The organism is Nocardioides bigeumensis, assembly GCF_039531755.1.
In the GTDB taxonomy this organism is placed as follows: Bacteria; Actinomycetota; Actinomycetes; order Propionibacteriales; family Nocardioidaceae; genus Nocardioides; species Nocardioides bigeumensis.
Genome location: NZ_BAAAQQ010000013.1, coordinates 901,729 through 917,714 on the forward strand (window position 1 = coordinate 901,729; position 15,986 = coordinate 917,714).

At 69.8% G+C, this 15,986-nt stretch carries 14 protein-coding genes; 8 read left to right on the forward strand and 6 right to left on the reverse strand.

The window, feature by feature from the left end; translation table 11 throughout:
- Positions 1-33: 33 nt before the first annotated feature.
- Complete coding sequence (locus ABD295_RS18560) at positions 34-1,179, reverse strand: acyl-CoA dehydrogenase family protein (protein ID WP_344305297.1); 1,146 nt, start codon at positions 1,177-1,179, stop codon at positions 34-36.
- A 100-nt stretch (positions 1,180-1,279) separates the two neighbouring features.
- Here ABD295_RS18560 and glgX point away from each other — a divergent pair, with 100 nt between their 5' ends.
- Together glgX and treY are read left to right on the forward strand one after the other, a co-directional pair.
- Entirely contained in the window at positions 1,280-3,502 is a 2,223-nt protein-coding gene (gene glgX, locus ABD295_RS18565) for a glycogen debranching protein GlgX (protein ID WP_344305298.1), read from the forward strand.
- Positions 3,499-7,593: a malto-oligosyltrehalose synthase gene (gene treY / locus ABD295_RS18570; protein WP_344305299.1), complete on the forward strand. Its 4,095-nt coding sequence runs from the start codon at positions 3,499-3,501 to the stop codon at positions 7,591-7,593. The genes glgX and treY overlap by 4 nt, the downstream gene beginning before the upstream one ends.
- A 19-nt stretch (positions 7,594-7,612) precedes the next feature.
- Here treY and ABD295_RS18575 read toward each other — a convergent pair whose 3' ends face one another.
- Positions 7,613-8,332, reverse strand: a complete 720-nt coding sequence (locus ABD295_RS18575) for a calcium-binding protein (protein WP_344305300.1) — start codon at positions 8,330-8,332, stop codon at positions 7,613-7,615.
- Between the two features lie 184 nt (positions 8,333-8,516).
- Between ABD295_RS18575 and ABD295_RS18580 the strand changes: the two genes are divergently transcribed.
- Positions 8,517-9,008, forward strand: a complete 492-nt coding sequence (locus ABD295_RS18580; RefSeq protein WP_344305301.1) for a gluconokinase — start codon at positions 8,517-8,519, stop codon at positions 9,006-9,008.
- Positions 9,009-9,056: 48 nt separating this feature from the next.
- On the opposite strand, the gene ABD295_RS18585 is transcribed toward ABD295_RS18580, so the two are convergent.
- On the reverse strand, positions 9,057-9,773 hold the full coding sequence (locus ABD295_RS18585) for an NAD-dependent deacylase (protein WP_344305302.1): 717 nt from the start codon (positions 9,771-9,773) through the stop codon (positions 9,057-9,059).
- Positions 9,774-9,789: 16 nt separating this feature from the next.
- Positions 9,790-10,344 (reverse strand): DUF4333 domain-containing protein, encoded by a 555-nt coding sequence (locus ABD295_RS18590; protein WP_344305303.1) that lies wholly within the window; start codon positions 10,342-10,344, stop codon positions 9,790-9,792.
- A gap of 614 nt (positions 10,345-10,958) precedes the next feature.
- On the opposite strand from ABD295_RS18590, the gene ABD295_RS18595 reads away from it, so the two are divergent.
- The 4 genes from ABD295_RS18595 (at position 10,959) to ABD295_RS18610 (ending at position 13,588) form a co-directional block, all read left to right on the forward strand.
- Complete coding sequence (locus ABD295_RS18595; protein ID WP_344305304.1) at positions 10,959-11,231, forward strand: site-specific integrase; 273 nt, start codon at positions 10,959-10,961, stop codon at positions 11,229-11,231.
- Positions 11,232-11,462: 231 nt separating this feature from the next.
- Complete coding sequence (locus tag ABD295_RS18600) at positions 11,463-12,620, forward strand: Fic family protein (RefSeq protein WP_344305305.1); 1,158 nt, start codon at positions 11,463-11,465, stop codon at positions 12,618-12,620.
- 127 nt (positions 12,621-12,747) lie between these two features.
- A complete protein-coding gene (locus tag ABD295_RS18605) occupies positions 12,748-13,140 on the forward strand; it encodes an NYN domain-containing protein (RefSeq protein WP_344305306.1) in 393 nt (130 codons plus the stop codon).
- Between the two features lie 112 nt (positions 13,141-13,252).
- On the forward strand, positions 13,253-13,588 hold the full coding sequence (locus ABD295_RS18610) for a hypothetical protein (protein WP_344305307.1): 336 nt from the start codon (positions 13,253-13,255) through the stop codon (positions 13,586-13,588).
- Here ABD295_RS18610 and ABD295_RS18615 read toward each other — a convergent pair.
- Entirely contained in the window at positions 13,582-14,529 is a 948-nt protein-coding gene (locus ABD295_RS18615) for a 1,4-dihydroxy-2-naphthoyl-CoA synthase (protein ID WP_344305308.1), read from the reverse strand. The two genes, ABD295_RS18610 and ABD295_RS18615, sit on opposite strands and share 7 nt — an antisense overlap.
- 55 nt (positions 14,530-14,584) lie before the next feature.
- Here ABD295_RS18615 and ABD295_RS18620 point away from each other — a divergent pair, with 55 nt between their 5' ends.
- Complete coding sequence (locus ABD295_RS18620; RefSeq protein WP_344305309.1) at positions 14,585-15,055, forward strand: nitroreductase family deazaflavin-dependent oxidoreductase; 471 nt, start codon at positions 14,585-14,587, stop codon at positions 15,053-15,055.
- Between the two features lie 61 nt (positions 15,056-15,116).
- On the opposite strand, the gene ABD295_RS18625 is transcribed toward ABD295_RS18620, so the two are convergent.
- Complete coding sequence (locus ABD295_RS18625) at positions 15,117-15,983, reverse strand: PHP domain-containing protein (protein WP_344305310.1); 867 nt, start codon at positions 15,981-15,983, stop codon at positions 15,117-15,119.
- Positions 15,984-15,986: the final 3 nt, after the last annotated feature.

The following is a 15,986-nucleotide window of genomic DNA, read 5'->3' on the forward strand; positions in this document are numbered from 1 at the left end:
AGGCAAGGCTGGCCTCTCACCGATTCTCGTGACCTACAGCCCCAGGTCGCGGCCGATGAGCTCCTTCATGATCTCGTTGGAGCCGGCCCAGATCTTCGTGACGCGGGCGTCGCGCCAGGCGCGGGCGACGCGGTACTCGTTCATGAAGCCGTAGCCGCCGTGGAGCTGGACGCAGTGGTCGAGCACGTCGTTCTGCACCTGCGCGGTCCACCACTTCGCCTTGGCGGCGTCGATGGCGGTCAGGTCGCCGTCGTTGTGGGCGAGCACGCACTGGTCGACGTACGCCTGGGTCACCTCGACCCGGGTGAAGAGGTCGGCGAGGAGGAACTTGTTGTGCTGGAAGGCGCCGACCGGCTGACCGAAGGCCTTGCGCTCCTTGGTGTAGGCCAGCGTCTCGTCGAGGATCTGGCGGGCGTGGGCCAGGTTGGTGACGGCCGAGCCGAGCCGCTCCTGCGGCAGCCACGTCATCATGTGGATGAACCCCTGGTCGACCTCGCCGATCACGTCGGCCGACGAGACGCGGACGTCCTCCATGAAGAGCTCGGCGGTGTCGGACTCCTCCTGCCCGACCTTGTCGAGCTTTCGGCCGCGCGAGAAGCCGGGCTTGTCGGTCTCGACGCCGAAGAGCGTGATGCCCTTGGCCTTCTTCTCCGGCGACGTGCGCGCGGCGATCACGACGAGGTCGGCGGAGTAGCCGTTGGTGATGAAGGTCTTGGACCCGTTGAGCACCCAGTCGTCGCCGTCGCGGACGGCGGTGGTCTTGAGGGCGGCGAGGTCGGAGCCGCCGGACGGCTCGGTCATCCCGATGGCGGTGACGATCTCGCCGGAGCAGAAGCCGGGGAGCCAGCGCTGCTTCTGCTCGTCGGTGGTGAGCTCGACGAGGTACGGCGCCACGATGTCGCCGTGGATCCCGAAGCACGACGGCAGCGTCATGTTGACCTTCGCGAGCTCCTCGGTGAGCACCGCGACGAACCTGTAGTCACCTGCCTCGGCACCGCCGTACTGCTCAGGCACGTGCAGGCCGTGCAGGCCGGCCTTGCCGGCCGCCAGCCACAGCTCGCGGGGGAGCCCCTTGGCGGACAGGTGCTCCTCGAGGTGCGGCACCACCTCCCTGTCGAGGAACTCCTTCACCGACTGGCGGAAGGCCTCGTGGTCCTCGTCGTAGATCGTGCGCTTCATGTCCGCGATACTACTGCTCGGTAATTTGGGGTCGTCCCGTATTCAAGCGGGTACGGCACCCGGTGTTAGTTTGATCGTTCCAATACCGAGGAGATCGACCGTGCAGATCTGGCCAGGAGCCGCCTACCCGCTGGGTGCGACGTTCGACGGAAGCGGCACCAACTTCGCGATCTTCAGCGAGGCCGCCGAGAAGGTCGAGCTGTGTCTCTTCGACAACGGGGACACGCCTGGCGCGTTCCCCACCGAGACGCGCATCGAGCTGACCGAGGTCGACGCCTACGTCTGGCACTGCTACCTGCCGCACGTGCAGCCCGGGCAGCGCTACGGCTTCCGCGTCCACGGCGAGTACGCCCCCGACCGCGGGGTGCGCTGCAACCCCAACAAGCTGCTGCTCGACCCCTACGCCAAGGCGACCTGGGGCGCCATCGACTGGAACCAGTCGCTGTTCGGCTACGACTTCGGCGACGAGGACTCGCGTAACGACGAGGACTCCGCCGAGCACATGGTGCTGGGCGTCGTGATCAACCCGTTCTTCGACTGGGAGGGCGACCGCCGCCTCGCGATCCCCTACAACGAGACCATCATCTACGAAGCCCACGTCAAGGGCCTGACCGAGCTTCACCCCGACGTGCCCGAGGACCTGCGCGGCACGTACGCCGGCCTGGCCCACCCGGCCATCACCAGTCACCTGACCCAGCTCGGCGTGACGGCCATCGAGCTGATGCCGGTGCACGAGTTCGTCCAGGACAGCACCCTGCTCGACAAGGGGCTGCGCAACTACTGGGGCTACAACACGCTCTCGTTCTTCGCGCCGCACGCCGACTACGCCACCAGTGCGAGCGACCCGACCCTGCGCGGCCAGCAGGTGCAGGAGTTCAAGTCGATGGTCAAGACGATGCACGCCGCCGGCATCGAGGTCATCCTCGACGTGGTCTACAACCACACCGCGGAGGGCAACCACCTCGGGCCGACGCTGAGCTTCAAGGGCATCGACAACGCGGCGTACTACCGGCTCATGGAGGACGACCCGCGCTACTACATGGACTACACCGGCACGGGCAACAGCCTGAACGTCCGGCACCCGCACTCCCTGCAGCTGATCATGGACTCGCTGCGCTACTGGGTCACCGAGATGCACGTCGACGGCTTCCGCTTCGACCTGGCGTCCGCGCTGGCGCGCGAGTTCTACGACGTCGACAGGCTGTCGACGTTCTTCGAGCTCGTGCAGCAGGACCCGGTGGTCAGCCAGGTGAAGCTGATCGCCGAGCCGTGGGACGTCGGGCCTGGTGGCTACCAGGTCGGCAACTTCCCGCCGCAGTGGACCGAGTGGAACGGCGCCTACCGCGACACGGTGCGCGACTTCTGGCGTGGCGAGCCGTCGCTGGGTGAGTTCGCCAGCCGCCTCGCGGGGTCCTCCGACCTCTACGAGCACTCAGGCCGACGTCCGGTCGCGAGCATCAACTTCGTGACCGCGCACGACGGGTTCACCCTGCGTGACCTGGTGTCCTACAACGAGAAGCGCAACGACGCCAACGGCGAGGACAACAACGACGGCGAGAGCCACAACCGCTCGTGGAACCACGGCGTCGAGGGACCGACCGACGACCCCAAGATCCTCGGGCTGCGGGCTCGCGCCCAACGCAACTTCATCACGACGCTGCTGCTCAGCCAGGGCGTGCCGATGCTCCTGCACGGCGACGAGCTCGGACGCACCCAGGACGGCAACAACAACACCTACGCCCAGGACTCCGAGATCAGCTGGGTGCACTGGGACAAGGTCGACCGTCCCCTGATCGACTTCACGGCCGCCGTGGCCCGCCTGCGCAAGGGGCACCCGACCTTCCATCGCAAGCGGTTCTTCACCGGCAACACCGTGCGCACCGGCGACGGTGCGCGCCTCAACGACATCGTCTGGCTGCACGAGGAGGGCCGGCCCATGGAGGGCGACGACTGGTCTGCCGAGGACGCCCGCTTCGTCGGCATGTACCTCAACGGCCACGGCATCGCCGGCACCGACGCCTTCGGCAACGCCATCGTCGACGACCACTTCCTCCTCTACTTCAACGGCGGTGACCAGGCGGTCGAGGTGACGCTGCCGCCCGAGGAGTACTCCGCCGCGTGGGGCGTCGTCATCGACACGGCCGGAGCGACTGCCGACGACGCCGCGCGCGCTGCCGGTGAGGTCCTCGCGGTCGAGGGTCGCAGCGTGGTGGTGCTGCGCGAGTACGCCGAGCCCGAGGCCGCCCCCGACCACTCCGTCGCCGCCTCGGTCGCTGCCCTCGTCGAGGAGAACAAGCCGGCTTCTCGGCAGCCGCGCCGATGAGCCGGCCGGCACCGACGAGCACGTACCGCCTCCAGATCACCGAGGACTTCGACCTGGTGGCGGCGGCCGGCGTGCTGTCGTACCTCCACGACCTCGGTGTCGACTGGGTCTACCTCTCGCCCCTCCTGGCTGCCGAGGCCGACAGCGAGCACGGCTACGACGTCGCCGACCACACCAGGATCGACCCCGCCCGCGGCGGCGTCGCGGGCCTCGCCGCGGTCTCGGCCGAGGCGCGGCGGCTCGGGATGGGCGTCCTGGTCGACATCGTGCCCAACCACGTCGGCGTCGCCGACCCGGCCGGCAACGCCTGGTGGTGGAGCGTCCTCACCCACGGGCCCGCGTCGCCGTACGCCGACGCCTTCGACATCGACTGGGCGGCCGGTGGGGGACGGCTGCGGATCCCGGTGCTGGGTGACGACGACGCGCCGGCGACCCTCGGAGGTCCGGTGGGCAACCTGCGGGTCGAGGCCGGCCAGCTGCGCTACCACGACCACGCCTTCCCGCTGGCTCCCGGCTCCGCCGACGACTACGACCCCGACCAGCCGGACGGGGTCGACGCCGACGCGATCCACGCGCGGCAGCACTACGAGCTGGTCAGCTGGCGCCTCGCCGACTCCGGCCTCAACTACCGCCGCTTCTTCGCGGTCAGCTCGCTCGCGGCCGTGCGGGTCGAGGAGCGCGAGTGGTTCGACAAGACCCACGCGGCGATCGGTCAGTGGTTCGCCGACGGGCTCGTCGACGGCCTGCGCGTCGACCACCCCGACGGGCTGCGTGACCCGGCGGCGTACCTCGACGACCTCGCCGAGCTCACCGGCGGCGCCTACGTCCTGGTCGAGAAGATCCTGGAGCCCGGCGAGCGCCTGCAGGCCTCGTGGGCGACCGCCGGCACCACCGGGTACGACGTACTCGCGCTGGTCGACCGCGTGCTCACCGACCCGGCCGGAGAAGCGCCTCTCACCGCCCTCGACGACCGGCTGCGCGGAGCGCCTGTCGACTGGCACGCGCTCGTCCACGACAACAAGCGGCGCATCGCCGACGGGATCCTGCGCGCCGAGGTCCTGCGCATCGGACGCGAGCTGCGCGTGGCGTTGCCCGACGCGCCCGCCGACGTCGACGACGCGGTCGCCGAGCTGCTGGCGTGCTTCCCGGTCTACCGCTCCTACCTCCCGGACGGCCGCGAGCACCTCGACGAGGCGTTTGCCGGCGCGCGTGAGCACCGTCCCGACCTGGCCGCGACGCTCGACCTGCTCGCCCCGGTGCTCGCGGACCCGACCGCGCCGCCGGCGCTGCGCTTCCAGCAGACCAGCGGCATGGTGATGGCCAAGGGTGTCGAGGACACGTCGTTCTACCAGTGGTCCCGGCTGACCTCTCTCAACGAGGTCGGCGGCGACCCGTCGATCTTCTCGACCCCCGTCGACGAGTTCCACGACGCCATGGCCGAGCGGCAGCGCGACTGGCCGGTCGCGATGACGACGCTCTCGACCCACGACACCAAGCGTGGCGAGGACGTCCGCGCCCGGATCACCGTCCTGGCCGAGCTTCCCGAGGTGTGGGAGGCCGCGCTCGACGAGCTGCTGCGACTCGTGCCGCTGCCTGACCCCGGCTTCGGATCCCTGCTCTGGCAGGCGATCCTCGGTGCCTGGCCCAGCGACGGCAGGACCGACGACCTGCGCGCCCGGTTGCACGGCTACGCCGAGAAGGCCATGCGCGAGGCCGGGGACCGCACCACGTGGACCGACCCCGACACGGCGTACGAGGAGGCCGTGCACCGCGCCGTCGACGCTGCCTTCGACGACAAGGGTGTACGCCGCGTGCTCGACGACCTGCTCGACCGTCTCGAAGGTCCCGGCCGCTCGAACTCCCTGGCGGCCAAGCTCCTCGCCCTGACGATGCCGGGCGTGCCCGACGTCTATCAGGGCAGCGAGCTGCTCGAGCAGAGCCTCGTCGACCCCGACAACCGGCGCCCGGTCGACTTCGAGGCCCTCGCCGACCGGCTCGGGTCCGACGACCTGCCGGCCAAGCTGGCCGTCACGTCCGCCGCGCTGCGCCTGCGCAGCAACGAGCCCGACCTGTTCGCGTCCTACACACCTCTCGAGGCCATCGGTGCGGCCGCCGCCCACGCCGTCGCCTTCGACCGCGGCGGCGCGATCACCGTCGCGACCAGGCTCCCTGTCGGCCTCGAGGCCCGCGGCGGCTGGGGCGACACGACCATCTCGCTGCCCCCTGGTGACTGGGTGGACGCCATCACCGGCGAGTCGATGCGGGACGAGCTTCGGCTCGCTGACCTGCTGACCGAGCTGCCCGTGGCCCTGCTGCGCCGCCTCGCGCCGGCCGACGAACCGATGCCGGTGACGCGCGGACGCTTCGACGTCTGGGCGCCGACGCCGCAACGGGTCCGGCTCCAGGTCGGCGACGACGTCGTCGACATGGCCAAGGGCGCCGACGACTGGTGGCGGCCGACCGGCCGGGTGCCGGACGGCGAGGTCGACTACGGCTACCTCCTCGACGACGACCCCGATCCGCGCCCGGACCCGAGGTCCCGCTGGCAGCCGCGCGGGGTGCACGCACCGTCCCGCACGTTCGACCCGACGGCGTACGCCTGGCAGGACCACGCCTGGACCGGGCGCCAGCTGGCCGGCGCGGTCATCTACGAGCTGCACGTCGGCACCTTCACCCCCGAGGGCACGCTCGACGCCGCCCTCGGCAAGCTCGACCACCTCAAGAGCATCGGCGTCGACCTGGTCGAGCTGATGCCGGTCAACGCGGTCAACGGCGAGCACAACTGGGGCTACGACGGCGTGCTCTGGTCCGCGGTCCACGAGGCGTACGGCGGCCCCGCGGCGTACCAGCGCTTCGTCGACGGGTGCCACGGGGCCGGTCTCGGCGTGGTGCAGGACGTCGTCTACAACCACCTCGGGCCGAGCGGGAACTACCTCCCGCTCTTCGGGCCCTACCTCAAGGAGGGACGCTCGACCTGGGGCGACCTGGTCAACCTGGACGGCGACGGCTCGGCGCAGGTCCGGCGACTGATCCTCGACAACGTGCGGATGTGGTTCGAGGAGTTCCACGTCGACGGGCTCCGGCTGGACGCCGTGCACGCGCTGCTCGACGAGTCACCGGTGCACCTGCTCGAGGAGATGGCGGTCGAGACCGCCTCGCTGTCGGCGCACCTGCGCCGGCCGCTGACGCTGATCGCCGAGTCCGACCTCAACGACCCCAGGCTGGTGACCCCACGCGAGGCCGGCGGCTACGGCCTCGACGCCCAGTGGAGCGACGACTTCCACCACGCCGTGCACGTCGCCCTGACCGGCGAGACCGAGGGCTACTACGAGGACTTCGCCCCGCTCGGGGCGCTCGCCAAGGTGCTGGAGAAGGGGTTCTTCCACGACGGGACGTGGTCGTCCTTCCGCGGCCGTGCGCACGGCGTCCCGATCGACGTCGAGCGGATGCCCGCGTGGCGGCTGGTGGTCTGCAGCCAGAACCACGACCAGGTCGGCAACCGGGCCCGTGGCGACCGGCTCACCGAGAGCCTCGATGACGACCTGCTGGTCTGCGCCGCGATGCTGACCATCTGCTCACCCTTCACGCCGATGCTCTTCCAGGGTGAGGAGTGGGCGGCCACGTCGCCGTTCCAGTTCTTCACCTCGCACCCCGAACCCGACCTCGGCCTGGCGGTCGCCGAAGGACGCATCGACGAGTTCGCCCGGATGGGCTGGGACCCGGCCACCGTCCCGGATCCGCAGGACCCGGCGACGTACGACCGGTCCAACCTCGACTGGTCCGAGGTCGCCTACGGGCGCCACGCCGTCGTCCTCGAGGCCTACCAGCGCCTGGCCGCCCTGCGCCGGTCGTTGCCCGAGCTCACCGACCCCGACCTGCGCACGGTCTCGTGCGTGGTCGACGAGGAGGGCCGCGTGCTGACGATGCGCAGGCGCGGTGTGGTCGTCGCGGTCAACGTCGGGGACGAGGACCAGACGATCGACCTGGGCCCGGGCAGGCACGAGCTGCGGTTCACGACGCCGACCCCGGCGACGGTCGACGGAAGCGCTCTCCGCCTACCGCCGCACTCCGGGGCCGTCGTCGCTCACTGACCGGTCGAGGACCGCCTGGTCAGGACTCGCAGCCGGCCGCCGTCGTCCCGGCGGTGCAGGTGTCCGGACCCTGGCCGCCGTCCATCGCGGTGGTCCCGGTCGCGTCCTCGTTGACCAGCTCGTCGCTGCCACGACCGCCGACCATGGTGACGGCGTCGACGCTCGGGTCGTTCCAGTTGGTGAGGGTGTCGCCGCCGTTGCCGCCGTCGAGGGTGGTGGTGCCGGCGTACTGGTTGAGCACGTCCCGGCCCTGGCCGCCGTCGGCCCAGCCGCCGGACCAGACGTTGATGACGTCCTTGCCCTGGTTGCCGTGCAACGTGCTGCCGGTCGTCGGGAAGTCGGAGCTGTCCAGCACGTCGTCGCCCTGGTTGCCGTAGAGCACGTCGTCGCCGCTGTTGGAGGCGGCGTCGCAGCAGCCGCCGACGCCGCCGTCGATCAGGTCGTCGCCCTGCTCGCCGAAGATCCGGTCGTTGCCGCCGTGACCCGACAGGGTGTCGTCGCCGGTGCCGCCGCAGATCACGTCGTCGCCGAGGTCGCCGACGACTGTGTCGTCACCCTGGAGGCCGACGATCACGTCCGGCCCGGTCGTGCCGGTGAGCGTGTCGTCGCCCTTGGTGCCGACGATGGTGGCCGTGAGGCCGTCGCAGGTCGGCGCCTTCGGCGCCGCGACCGCGGTGCCGGCTGGGGCAGCCAGCGCCACGGCGGCGAGGGTGGTCAGGACGAGGGAGCGCATCGTCATCGCGATGTCCTTCCGGACGGTGGCTGCGAGCTGATCCAGCCGGGCAGCCGATGTGGATGGCCGCGGACGGCCGTGGGGGGATCTCCAGGATAGATACTTAAGTCGTAGCGGGCTACCGATCGCGCCGGGCTTTGCCTTCGGGCGAGGGGCAGGCACTCTCGGGCGACTGGATATCGTGGTCGAGATGTCGACGCCGGTGGTGGTGATGGGCGTCTCCGGGTCCGGCAAGTCGACGGTCACGGCGGCGCTGGCGCAGCGACTCCGCGTGCCCTTCGCCGACGGCGACGACCTGCACCCCGAGGCCAACATCGCGAAGATGTCACGCGGCGAGGCCCTCGACGACGGCGACCGCTTCCCGTGGCTCGAGGCCGTCGGCCGGTGGCTCGCCGACCACGAGCACGGTGGTGTGATCGCGTGCTCGGCCCTGCGTCGCACGTACCGCGACCAGCTCCGACGGCACGTCGCGGACGTGCTCTTCGTCCACCTCGACGGCTCGCCGGAGATCTTCCAGCGCCGACAGGCCGGCCGGTCGGGGCACTTCATGCCCCCGTCTCTGCTGGCGTCGCAGCTCGCGACCCTCGAGCCGCTGGAGCCCGACGAGCACGGTCTCGTCATCGACGTCGACCAGTCCGTCGACGCCATCGTCGATCAGTTCATGACGAGTGACCGTCCCTGACGACGGCCGCTTCTCCGAGCGCCTGAGCCGGCCGAACGTCGGAGATCCTCAACCCAGCAGGTCGTCGACCCAGGCGGGCACGAGCTCGGACGCCTGGCCCTGCCGGGCCTCGGAGAAGTACGCCGTCCCCTCGGACGGCTCGAGGTTGAGCTCGAGCGTGCGCGCACCGAAGGCGTTGGCCAGCTGCACGAAGCCGGCAGCGGGGTAGACCGCGCCCGACGTACCGACCGAGACGAAGAGGTCCGCGCGCAGCAGGGCCGCCTCGATCTCGTCCATGCGGTAGGGGATCTCGCCGAACCACACGATGTCGGGTCGCAGGGTGGCCTTCCCGCAGCCGGGGCAGAGCGGGCCGTCCCGGAGCGGGTCCGCCCACCGGTGCCGCTCGCCACAGCCCGTGCACCAGGCCGACAGCAGCTCCCCGTGCATGTGCACCACGCGGGTGGACCCGGCGCGCTCGTGCAGGTCGTCGACGTTCTGCGTGACGACCAGCAGGTCGTCGCCGTACGCCGCCTCGAGCCGGGCCAGCGCGAGGTGCGCCGGGTTGGGCTCGACCCGGCGCAGGAACGCCCGTCTGGCGTCGTAGAAGTCCTGCACGACCGCAGGCTGGCGGGCGAACGCCTGCGGCGTCGCGACGTCCTCGACCCGGTGGCCCTCCCAGAGCCCGTCGGTCGCGCGGAAGGTCGGCACACCACTCTCCGCGGAGATACCTGCCCCGGTGAGGACGACGATCCGCGCGGGGCGGTCGGGGACGACGGGACCGTGCATGTCGACGCCGCTGGCCTCAGGCGCTCTTGAAGTCGTAGTTGATCATCAGCCCGTCGACCTCGGTCACCTCGACGTTGACGACGGTGTCGCCCTGGTCGCTGGACAGGTCGCAGACGAGCTTCTGGCCCACCTCGCCTACCAGGTCGTCCTCGCACGTGGTCTCCACGCCGGTGTAGCCGCCGCCCTGCATCTCGACGGTCTGCGAGATCGCGCCGGCCACGTCCTCGGCGTACACGAACGGCGTCAGGACCATGCCCAGGTCGTCGGCCTCGATGTCGGTGACGACGGCGCGCACGCCCACGTGGTCGTCGCCGTTGGTGACCTTGCAGTCCTGGGTGCCGTCCGCGACCGCCTCGAGGTCTCCCTCGCAGTCGGTCGCCAGCTCGTCCTCGGGGTCGTCGGGCTCGAAGCTGTCGTTGATGTGCGCCTCAAGCTGACCCTGGCTCAGGTCCTTGCCTCGCGGGACCTCCGGCTCGCCGCCGCAGCCCACCAGGGCCAGCGATGCGACAGCGGTCACCAGGACCGCGGCGTACGTCGACGGGTTCTGGCGGCGGAGAAGGGGGCGGCTCATGACGCATCGAAACTACACGCGCGCCGAGACCGCCCAGGAATCCTGAGGGGATCGAAGGTGTGGGCGCACGACCGCCCGGACAAGGCGGCGCCGGAGGACGGCGCTGAGGTGGTCCAGCGGTGGAACGAGGAACTGCGGGCGCTCGGGTACGTCGATCCACACCACTCCGTGCGGCCCGGTCTCTCCGAATCGGCGACGTCGATCGCGAGGCCGCAGTCGAGCTCGTGCTGTCGCGACTCGGCCCGAAGAGGTCGGCGTGGAACACGGCCGACGTCCGGGGACAGGTCGAGACAACGGACAGGGCGGCCCTATCCCTTGGCACCTAATACAGGACATTCGCCACGACCATCTACGCGCTCAAGGCGAGACCGTCGACCACGCTCATGTCGCCATCGGGGACTCGACCGGTGCCGCGGCGGCGTACGTCACCATGACCAGAGGCCGACAGAGCAACGTCGCCCACCTCGTCACAGAGTCGGTCGACGACCCCCGCAGGTGTCGACGCGTCACGGCTTCCGCGTCTACGTCGCCCTCTGCGCGTTCGCAGGGCTGCGGAAGGGCGAGGCGGCCGGAGTCCAGGTCGGCGACATCGACTTCGCGCACCGCGGCTGACGGTGTCGCGGCAGTTGCAGCGGGACGGCTCGACCTTCGTCGCTCGGCTGCCGAAGTACGGATCCGGGCGGGTGGTCCACCGGCCTGACGAGCTGGTGGAGATGCTCCGCCTGCACATCGAGAGGTTCTTGCCCGAGGAGCCGCCGCCGGACGCGTGGCTGTTCACCGTCGGCGACGGGCCGATGTACGACAACGACATCGACTGGCGGTGGCGAGCGACCCGGACCTCAGCCGGCCTGCCAAAGGTGCGGCTGCACGATCCGCGGCGCTTCTAAGCGTCGGACTGATCGCTGCCGGCTGCGACGTCGTCACCGTCCAGCGGGCGCTCGGGCACTCCTCGGCGACCACCACGCTGAACACCTACAGCCATCTGTGGCCGACTGCTGAGGACAGGACGCGGGCTGCAGCAGCAGATCTAGTGAACCGGGCTGTCTGTTTGTCGCTTAATAAGTGACAAACGGACAGGAGTCGGCCTATCCTTGGCACTTAATATAGGACATAACGACATGCCGGCTCTCTTCACCACCCCAGACCCAGATCTCGAGGACCAGCAGTTCATCGCCGAGATCCACGCCTTCCGCGCCTCGCTCGCCGACTTCCTTCGCGTGCCCAAGCGTTGGAACGGCCTACTTCGCCGCACGACGACGGCCCGAGCGATCCGAGGCTCCAACACCATCGAGGGGTACACGGTCAGCGACGAGGACGCCGTCGCCGCGGTCGATGACGAGCCGCCGCTGAGCGCGGACGAGGCCACCTGGATGGAGATCCTCGCGTACCGGCGCGTGCTGACGTATGTGCTCAACGTGGCGACCGAGCCGGGCTTCGTGATCGACGAGGCGGTCCTTCGGTCCATGCACTTCATGCTGCTCGACCACGACCTCACGAAGACGCCGGGGCGGTACCGCACCAACGAGATCTTCGTCCGCGACGACAAGCGCGGGGTCAACGTGTACGAGGGCCCCGACGGGGGTCTGGTGCCTGAGCTGATGCGCGCCCTCTCGCAGTCGCTCGCCATACCGAGTCCCGACGACCCGCTGGTGCGGGGCGCCATGGCGCACCTGAACCTCGTCATGATCCACCCGTTTCGCGACGGCAACGGGCGCATGGCTCGTGCCTTGCAAACCATGGTGCTGGCACAAGACCAGGTCGTGGAGCCGACCTTCTCCAGCATCGAGGAGTGGCTCGGCAACAACACGCAGGACTACTACGACGTCCTCGCGGCCACCGGACGCGGATCCTGGCACCCGGACAACGACGCGACCCTCTGGGTGAAGTTCAATCTGCGGGCGCACCATATGCAGGCACAGACGATGCGCCGCCGATTCGATGAGGCCGAGACACAGTGGCGCAGAATCGATGAGCTCATTAGCGAACACCGACTGAACGACCGGATCGGCGCCGCTCTCTTCGATGCCCTCCTCGGGCTTAGGGTGACGCGGCCGTCGTACGTGAAGCTCACCGAGCTCGACGAACGCACCGCGACTAGAGATCTCGTAAACGCGGCCGAGCTCGGGCTCTTGGACGCTCGCGGCGAGCGTCGGGGGCGCCACTACGTCGCCGGCGAGCCACTTCGGAAGATCCGGGAACAGCTTCGGGCCGAGAGGAAGCCGCTTGAGGACCCGTATCCGACACTCACCGGTGAGATCCGTCGCGCACTACCGTAGTTCGGGCAGACCCATGCGCGCAAAGGCGCCACTCAAGCGCCCGCTTCTGCCCGGTCGCCGTGACCTCTCGGCATAGGTCGGACGTCGCTGGTAAGACAGCGACATGAGGTCGAACTGTGCTTTGTACGTGGACGCCGGCTACCTGCTTGCCTCGGCCGCGACCCGAGTCACCGGGACGTCACTCCGCAACGGCATCCATGTCGAGTATCGGGCGCTGATACAGGCGCTGGTCGACCAGGCTGAGCAAGTTTCGGGCCTCCCGCTGCTCCGTGTCCACTGGTACGACTCCGCAAAGGACGGGGTACCGGATCCTCAGCAGGAGCGGATCGGCGAGCTGCCCAAGGTGAAGTTGCGCCTCGGTCGCTTTGGCGTCGATGGGCAGCAGAAAAGCGTGGACCTGCGGATCGGGCTGGACCTCGTTGCGCATGCGCGGAACGACGCCGCCGATGTCTTCTTCCTCGTCTCTGGCGACGATGACCTTACCGAGGCGGCAATCCGACGGTTACCGCCGGTGGCGTAGGCAGTGATGGTACGGCTCGCGGTTTCTCGACACGCATCACCGTGCTGTCTACCTTGCTGGGCGAGAGGGTCACCAGCTCGTCTGCTGCTCGGAGCAGGTGCCTGCTCACGCCGTGCGGACGATCATCCGGGTTCGGCACCGCAAGCACGATTACCTGAACGCCGTGGACCTGTGCCTCCTCGACCGGTGCCTGGCCAAGTGCGGGATCCAAGTGTTGATGAGCGACCTGTTCGGAGTAGAGGGCACCAAGCTGCTGGATCGGCTCGACCTCCCGGCCGCGTACACGGCCCGGATCGGGTCGTTGCGCCGGATCATGGACGACCTGGACTTAATGGACGACCTGGACTTCGAGGTCGAGGTGTTTGAGAACCTCACCCGAGGCCGGCCAACACGCTTGACCGGCCCCGCCCCTTCAGGGATGACCTGCGGAAATGCAACGACTCAGTAGTACCAGGGGTAGGGCGACCAGTCGGGCTCACGCTTCTCCAGGAACTGGTCGCGGCCCTCTTGGGCCTCGTCGGTCATGTAGGCCAGCCGCGTGGTCTCGCCGGCGAAGAGCTGCTGGCCGACGAGGCCGTCGTCGATGAGGTTGAAGGAGTACTTCAGCATCCGCTGGGCGGTCGGGCTCTTGCCGTTGATGAAGGCGCCCCACTCGAGACCGACCCGCTCGAGGTCGGCGTGCGGGACGGCGCGGTTGACGGCTCCCATGCGCACGGCGTCGTCGGCGGAGTACTCCTGGCCGAGGAAGAAGATCTCGCGGGCGATCTTCTGGCCGACCTGACGGGCGAGGTACGCCGACCCGAAGCCGCCGTCGAAGGACCCGACGTCGGCGTCGGTCTGCTTGAAGCGCGCGTGCTCGGCGCTGGCCAGCGACAGGTCGCACACGACGTGCAGCGAGTGGCCACCGCCGGCCGCCCAGCCGTTGACCAGGCAGACGACGATCTTGGGCATGAAGCGGATCAGCCGCTGGCACTCGAGGATGTGCAGCCTGGCCAGCCGCGCCTTGTCGATCTGGTTGGGCGGGGCGCCTGCGTCGTCGTGCCCGTCGGTCTCGTACTGGTAGCCCGCCCGGCCGCGGATCCGCTGGTCGCCGCCGGTGCAGAAGGCGCGCTTGCCGTTCTTGTCGCTCGGCCCGTTGCCGGTGAGCAGCACGCAGCCGACGTCGGCCGACGTACGCGCGTGCTCGAGGGCGCGCAGCAGCTCGTCGACGGTGTGCGGGCGGAAGGCGTTGAGGACGTCGGGACGGTCGAAGGCGATCCGGACCGTGCCGTGCGCGCCGCTCGACTTCCGGGCGCGGTGGTAGGTGAGATCGGTGAGGTCCTCGAAGCCGGGCACGTCGTCCCACGCGTCCGGGTCGAACGTCTCCGACACGCCCTCGATGGCAGTCATGGGCCGCACGCTACCGGCGGCGGAATCCCGATGGCCCGGCCGGTGTTCCCCTGACATGACGGTCTTGGAAGGCGAGTACGAGCCGAGCACCTGGGACTGGGTGCACGACCAGGTCGACACCTACGAACGGACGGGCGGCCGCGAGGCCAACCTGCTGCGCGGTCGGCCCGAGTGGCCCATCGTCGTGATCACCTCACGCGGAGCCAAGTCCGGCAAGCTGCGCAAGAACCCTGTGATGCGGGTGGAGAAGGACGGCGTGTACGCCGCGGTGGCGTCGAAGGGCGGCGACCCCACCCACCCGGTCTGGTACTACAACTTCCTCGCGCACCCCGTCGTCCAGCTGCAGGACGGGCCGGAGCCGCACCTCTACCGCGCCCGGCTCGTCGAAGGCGCCGAGCGCGCCGAGTGGTGGGAGCGGTCCGTCGCGCAGTACGCGCCGTACGCGTCGTACCAGGAGAAGACCGACCGTGAGATCCCGGTGTTCCTGCTCGAGCGCATCGAGGACGACGCGGAGCTGAGCGCGTAGCCAGAGTCGGTGGTCGAGGAGGTCGCGGAGGTCGCGGAGCGACCGTCACAAGACCCCTGACTCACGAGCTTCCCCACAGCTCGTGCGGGTGCCGGCCTGGTCGGTAGCCGTGTGCCTCGGCCAGGTGCGCGGCCTCACGGAAGCCGGCCGCGAGCTTGGTCGGCTCGTGCGCGTCGCTGCCGAAGGACACCGCGGCGCCGCCGGCGTCGCGCCACCACCGCAGCAGCGGCTCCGCGTGCGGCAGTCGCGTGTTGAGCTCGAGCGCGCGCCCTGAGACGGCGGTCGCTTTCAAGGCAGCACGGAACTCTTCCTCGAAGTCCCCGATGTCGAAGGGACCTGACGACTCCGGCCACCAGCGCGCCGGGAAGTCGACGTGGGCCAGCACCTCGAAGCGGGTGTCGGCGCGTACGAGCTCGACGATCTCGGCCAGGTAGTCGCGCACGACCATGGCGGGGTCCTGCTCGACGTACAGCGCCGGGGGCTCACCGAAGCCGTCACGCATGGGCAGGCAGTGCAAGGACCCGAGGACCCGGTCGAACGACGCCCGGGCGAGCAGGTCGTCGAGCATCGGGCCGTGCCGGTGCGGCTCGCCCAGCTCGAGGCCGGTGAGGATGCGCAGCTGGGGGAAGCGGTCGCGGCACTCCGCCACCGAGGCGAGGTAGCCGTCCACGTCGAACGGCGGCGGCGTCAGCTGCCCCTCGCGGGTGAGCACGACGACCGGGTGGTCGGGCGCGTCGACCGCCAGCGCCGCGACGACCTCGTCGGGCACCACGGTCGGTGTGATGTCGACGTGCTCGGTGAACGCCAGGGCGGGCAGCCCGATCGCGACCGCCCGCTCGCAGGTCGCGACCATGTCGCCGCCGGGGGCGTCCCACGACCACTGGGTGTGCACGTGGCTGTCGACGGGCAGGTCGGCCGGGAGGCTCACGGG

Excerpts from the sequence above, each read along its gene's own strand:
- ABD295_RS18560 (WP_344305297.1), bottom strand. The coding sequence starts at position 1,179 with ATGAAGCGCACGATCTACGACGAGGACCACGAGGCCTTCCGCCAGTCG.
- treY (WP_344305299.1), top strand. The coding sequence starts at position 3,499 with ATGAGCCGGCCGGCACCGACGAGCACGTACCGCCTCCAGATCACCGAG.
- ABD295_RS18575 (WP_344305300.1), bottom strand. The coding sequence starts at position 8,332 with ATGACGATGCGCTCCCTCGTCCTGACCACCCTCGCCGCCGTGGCGCTG.
- ABD295_RS18580 (WP_344305301.1), top strand. The coding sequence starts at position 8,517 with ATGTCGACGCCGGTGGTGGTGATGGGCGTCTCCGGGTCCGGCAAGTCG.
- ABD295_RS18585 (WP_344305302.1), bottom strand. The coding sequence starts at position 9,773 with ATGCACGGTCCCGTCGTCCCCGACCGCCCCGCGCGGATCGTCGTCCTC.
- ABD295_RS18590 (WP_344305303.1), bottom strand. The coding sequence starts at position 10,344 with ATGAGCCGCCCCCTTCTCCGCCGCCAGAACCCGTCGACGTACGCCGCG.
- ABD295_RS18600 (WP_344305305.1), top strand. The coding sequence starts at position 11,463 with ATGCCGGCTCTCTTCACCACCCCAGACCCAGATCTCGAGGACCAGCAG.
- ABD295_RS18615 (WP_344305308.1), bottom strand. The coding sequence starts at position 14,529 with ATGACTGCCATCGAGGGCGTGTCGGAGACGTTCGACCCGGACGCGTGG.
- ABD295_RS18620 (WP_344305309.1), top strand. The coding sequence starts at position 14,585 with ATGACGGTCTTGGAAGGCGAGTACGAGCCGAGCACCTGGGACTGGGTG.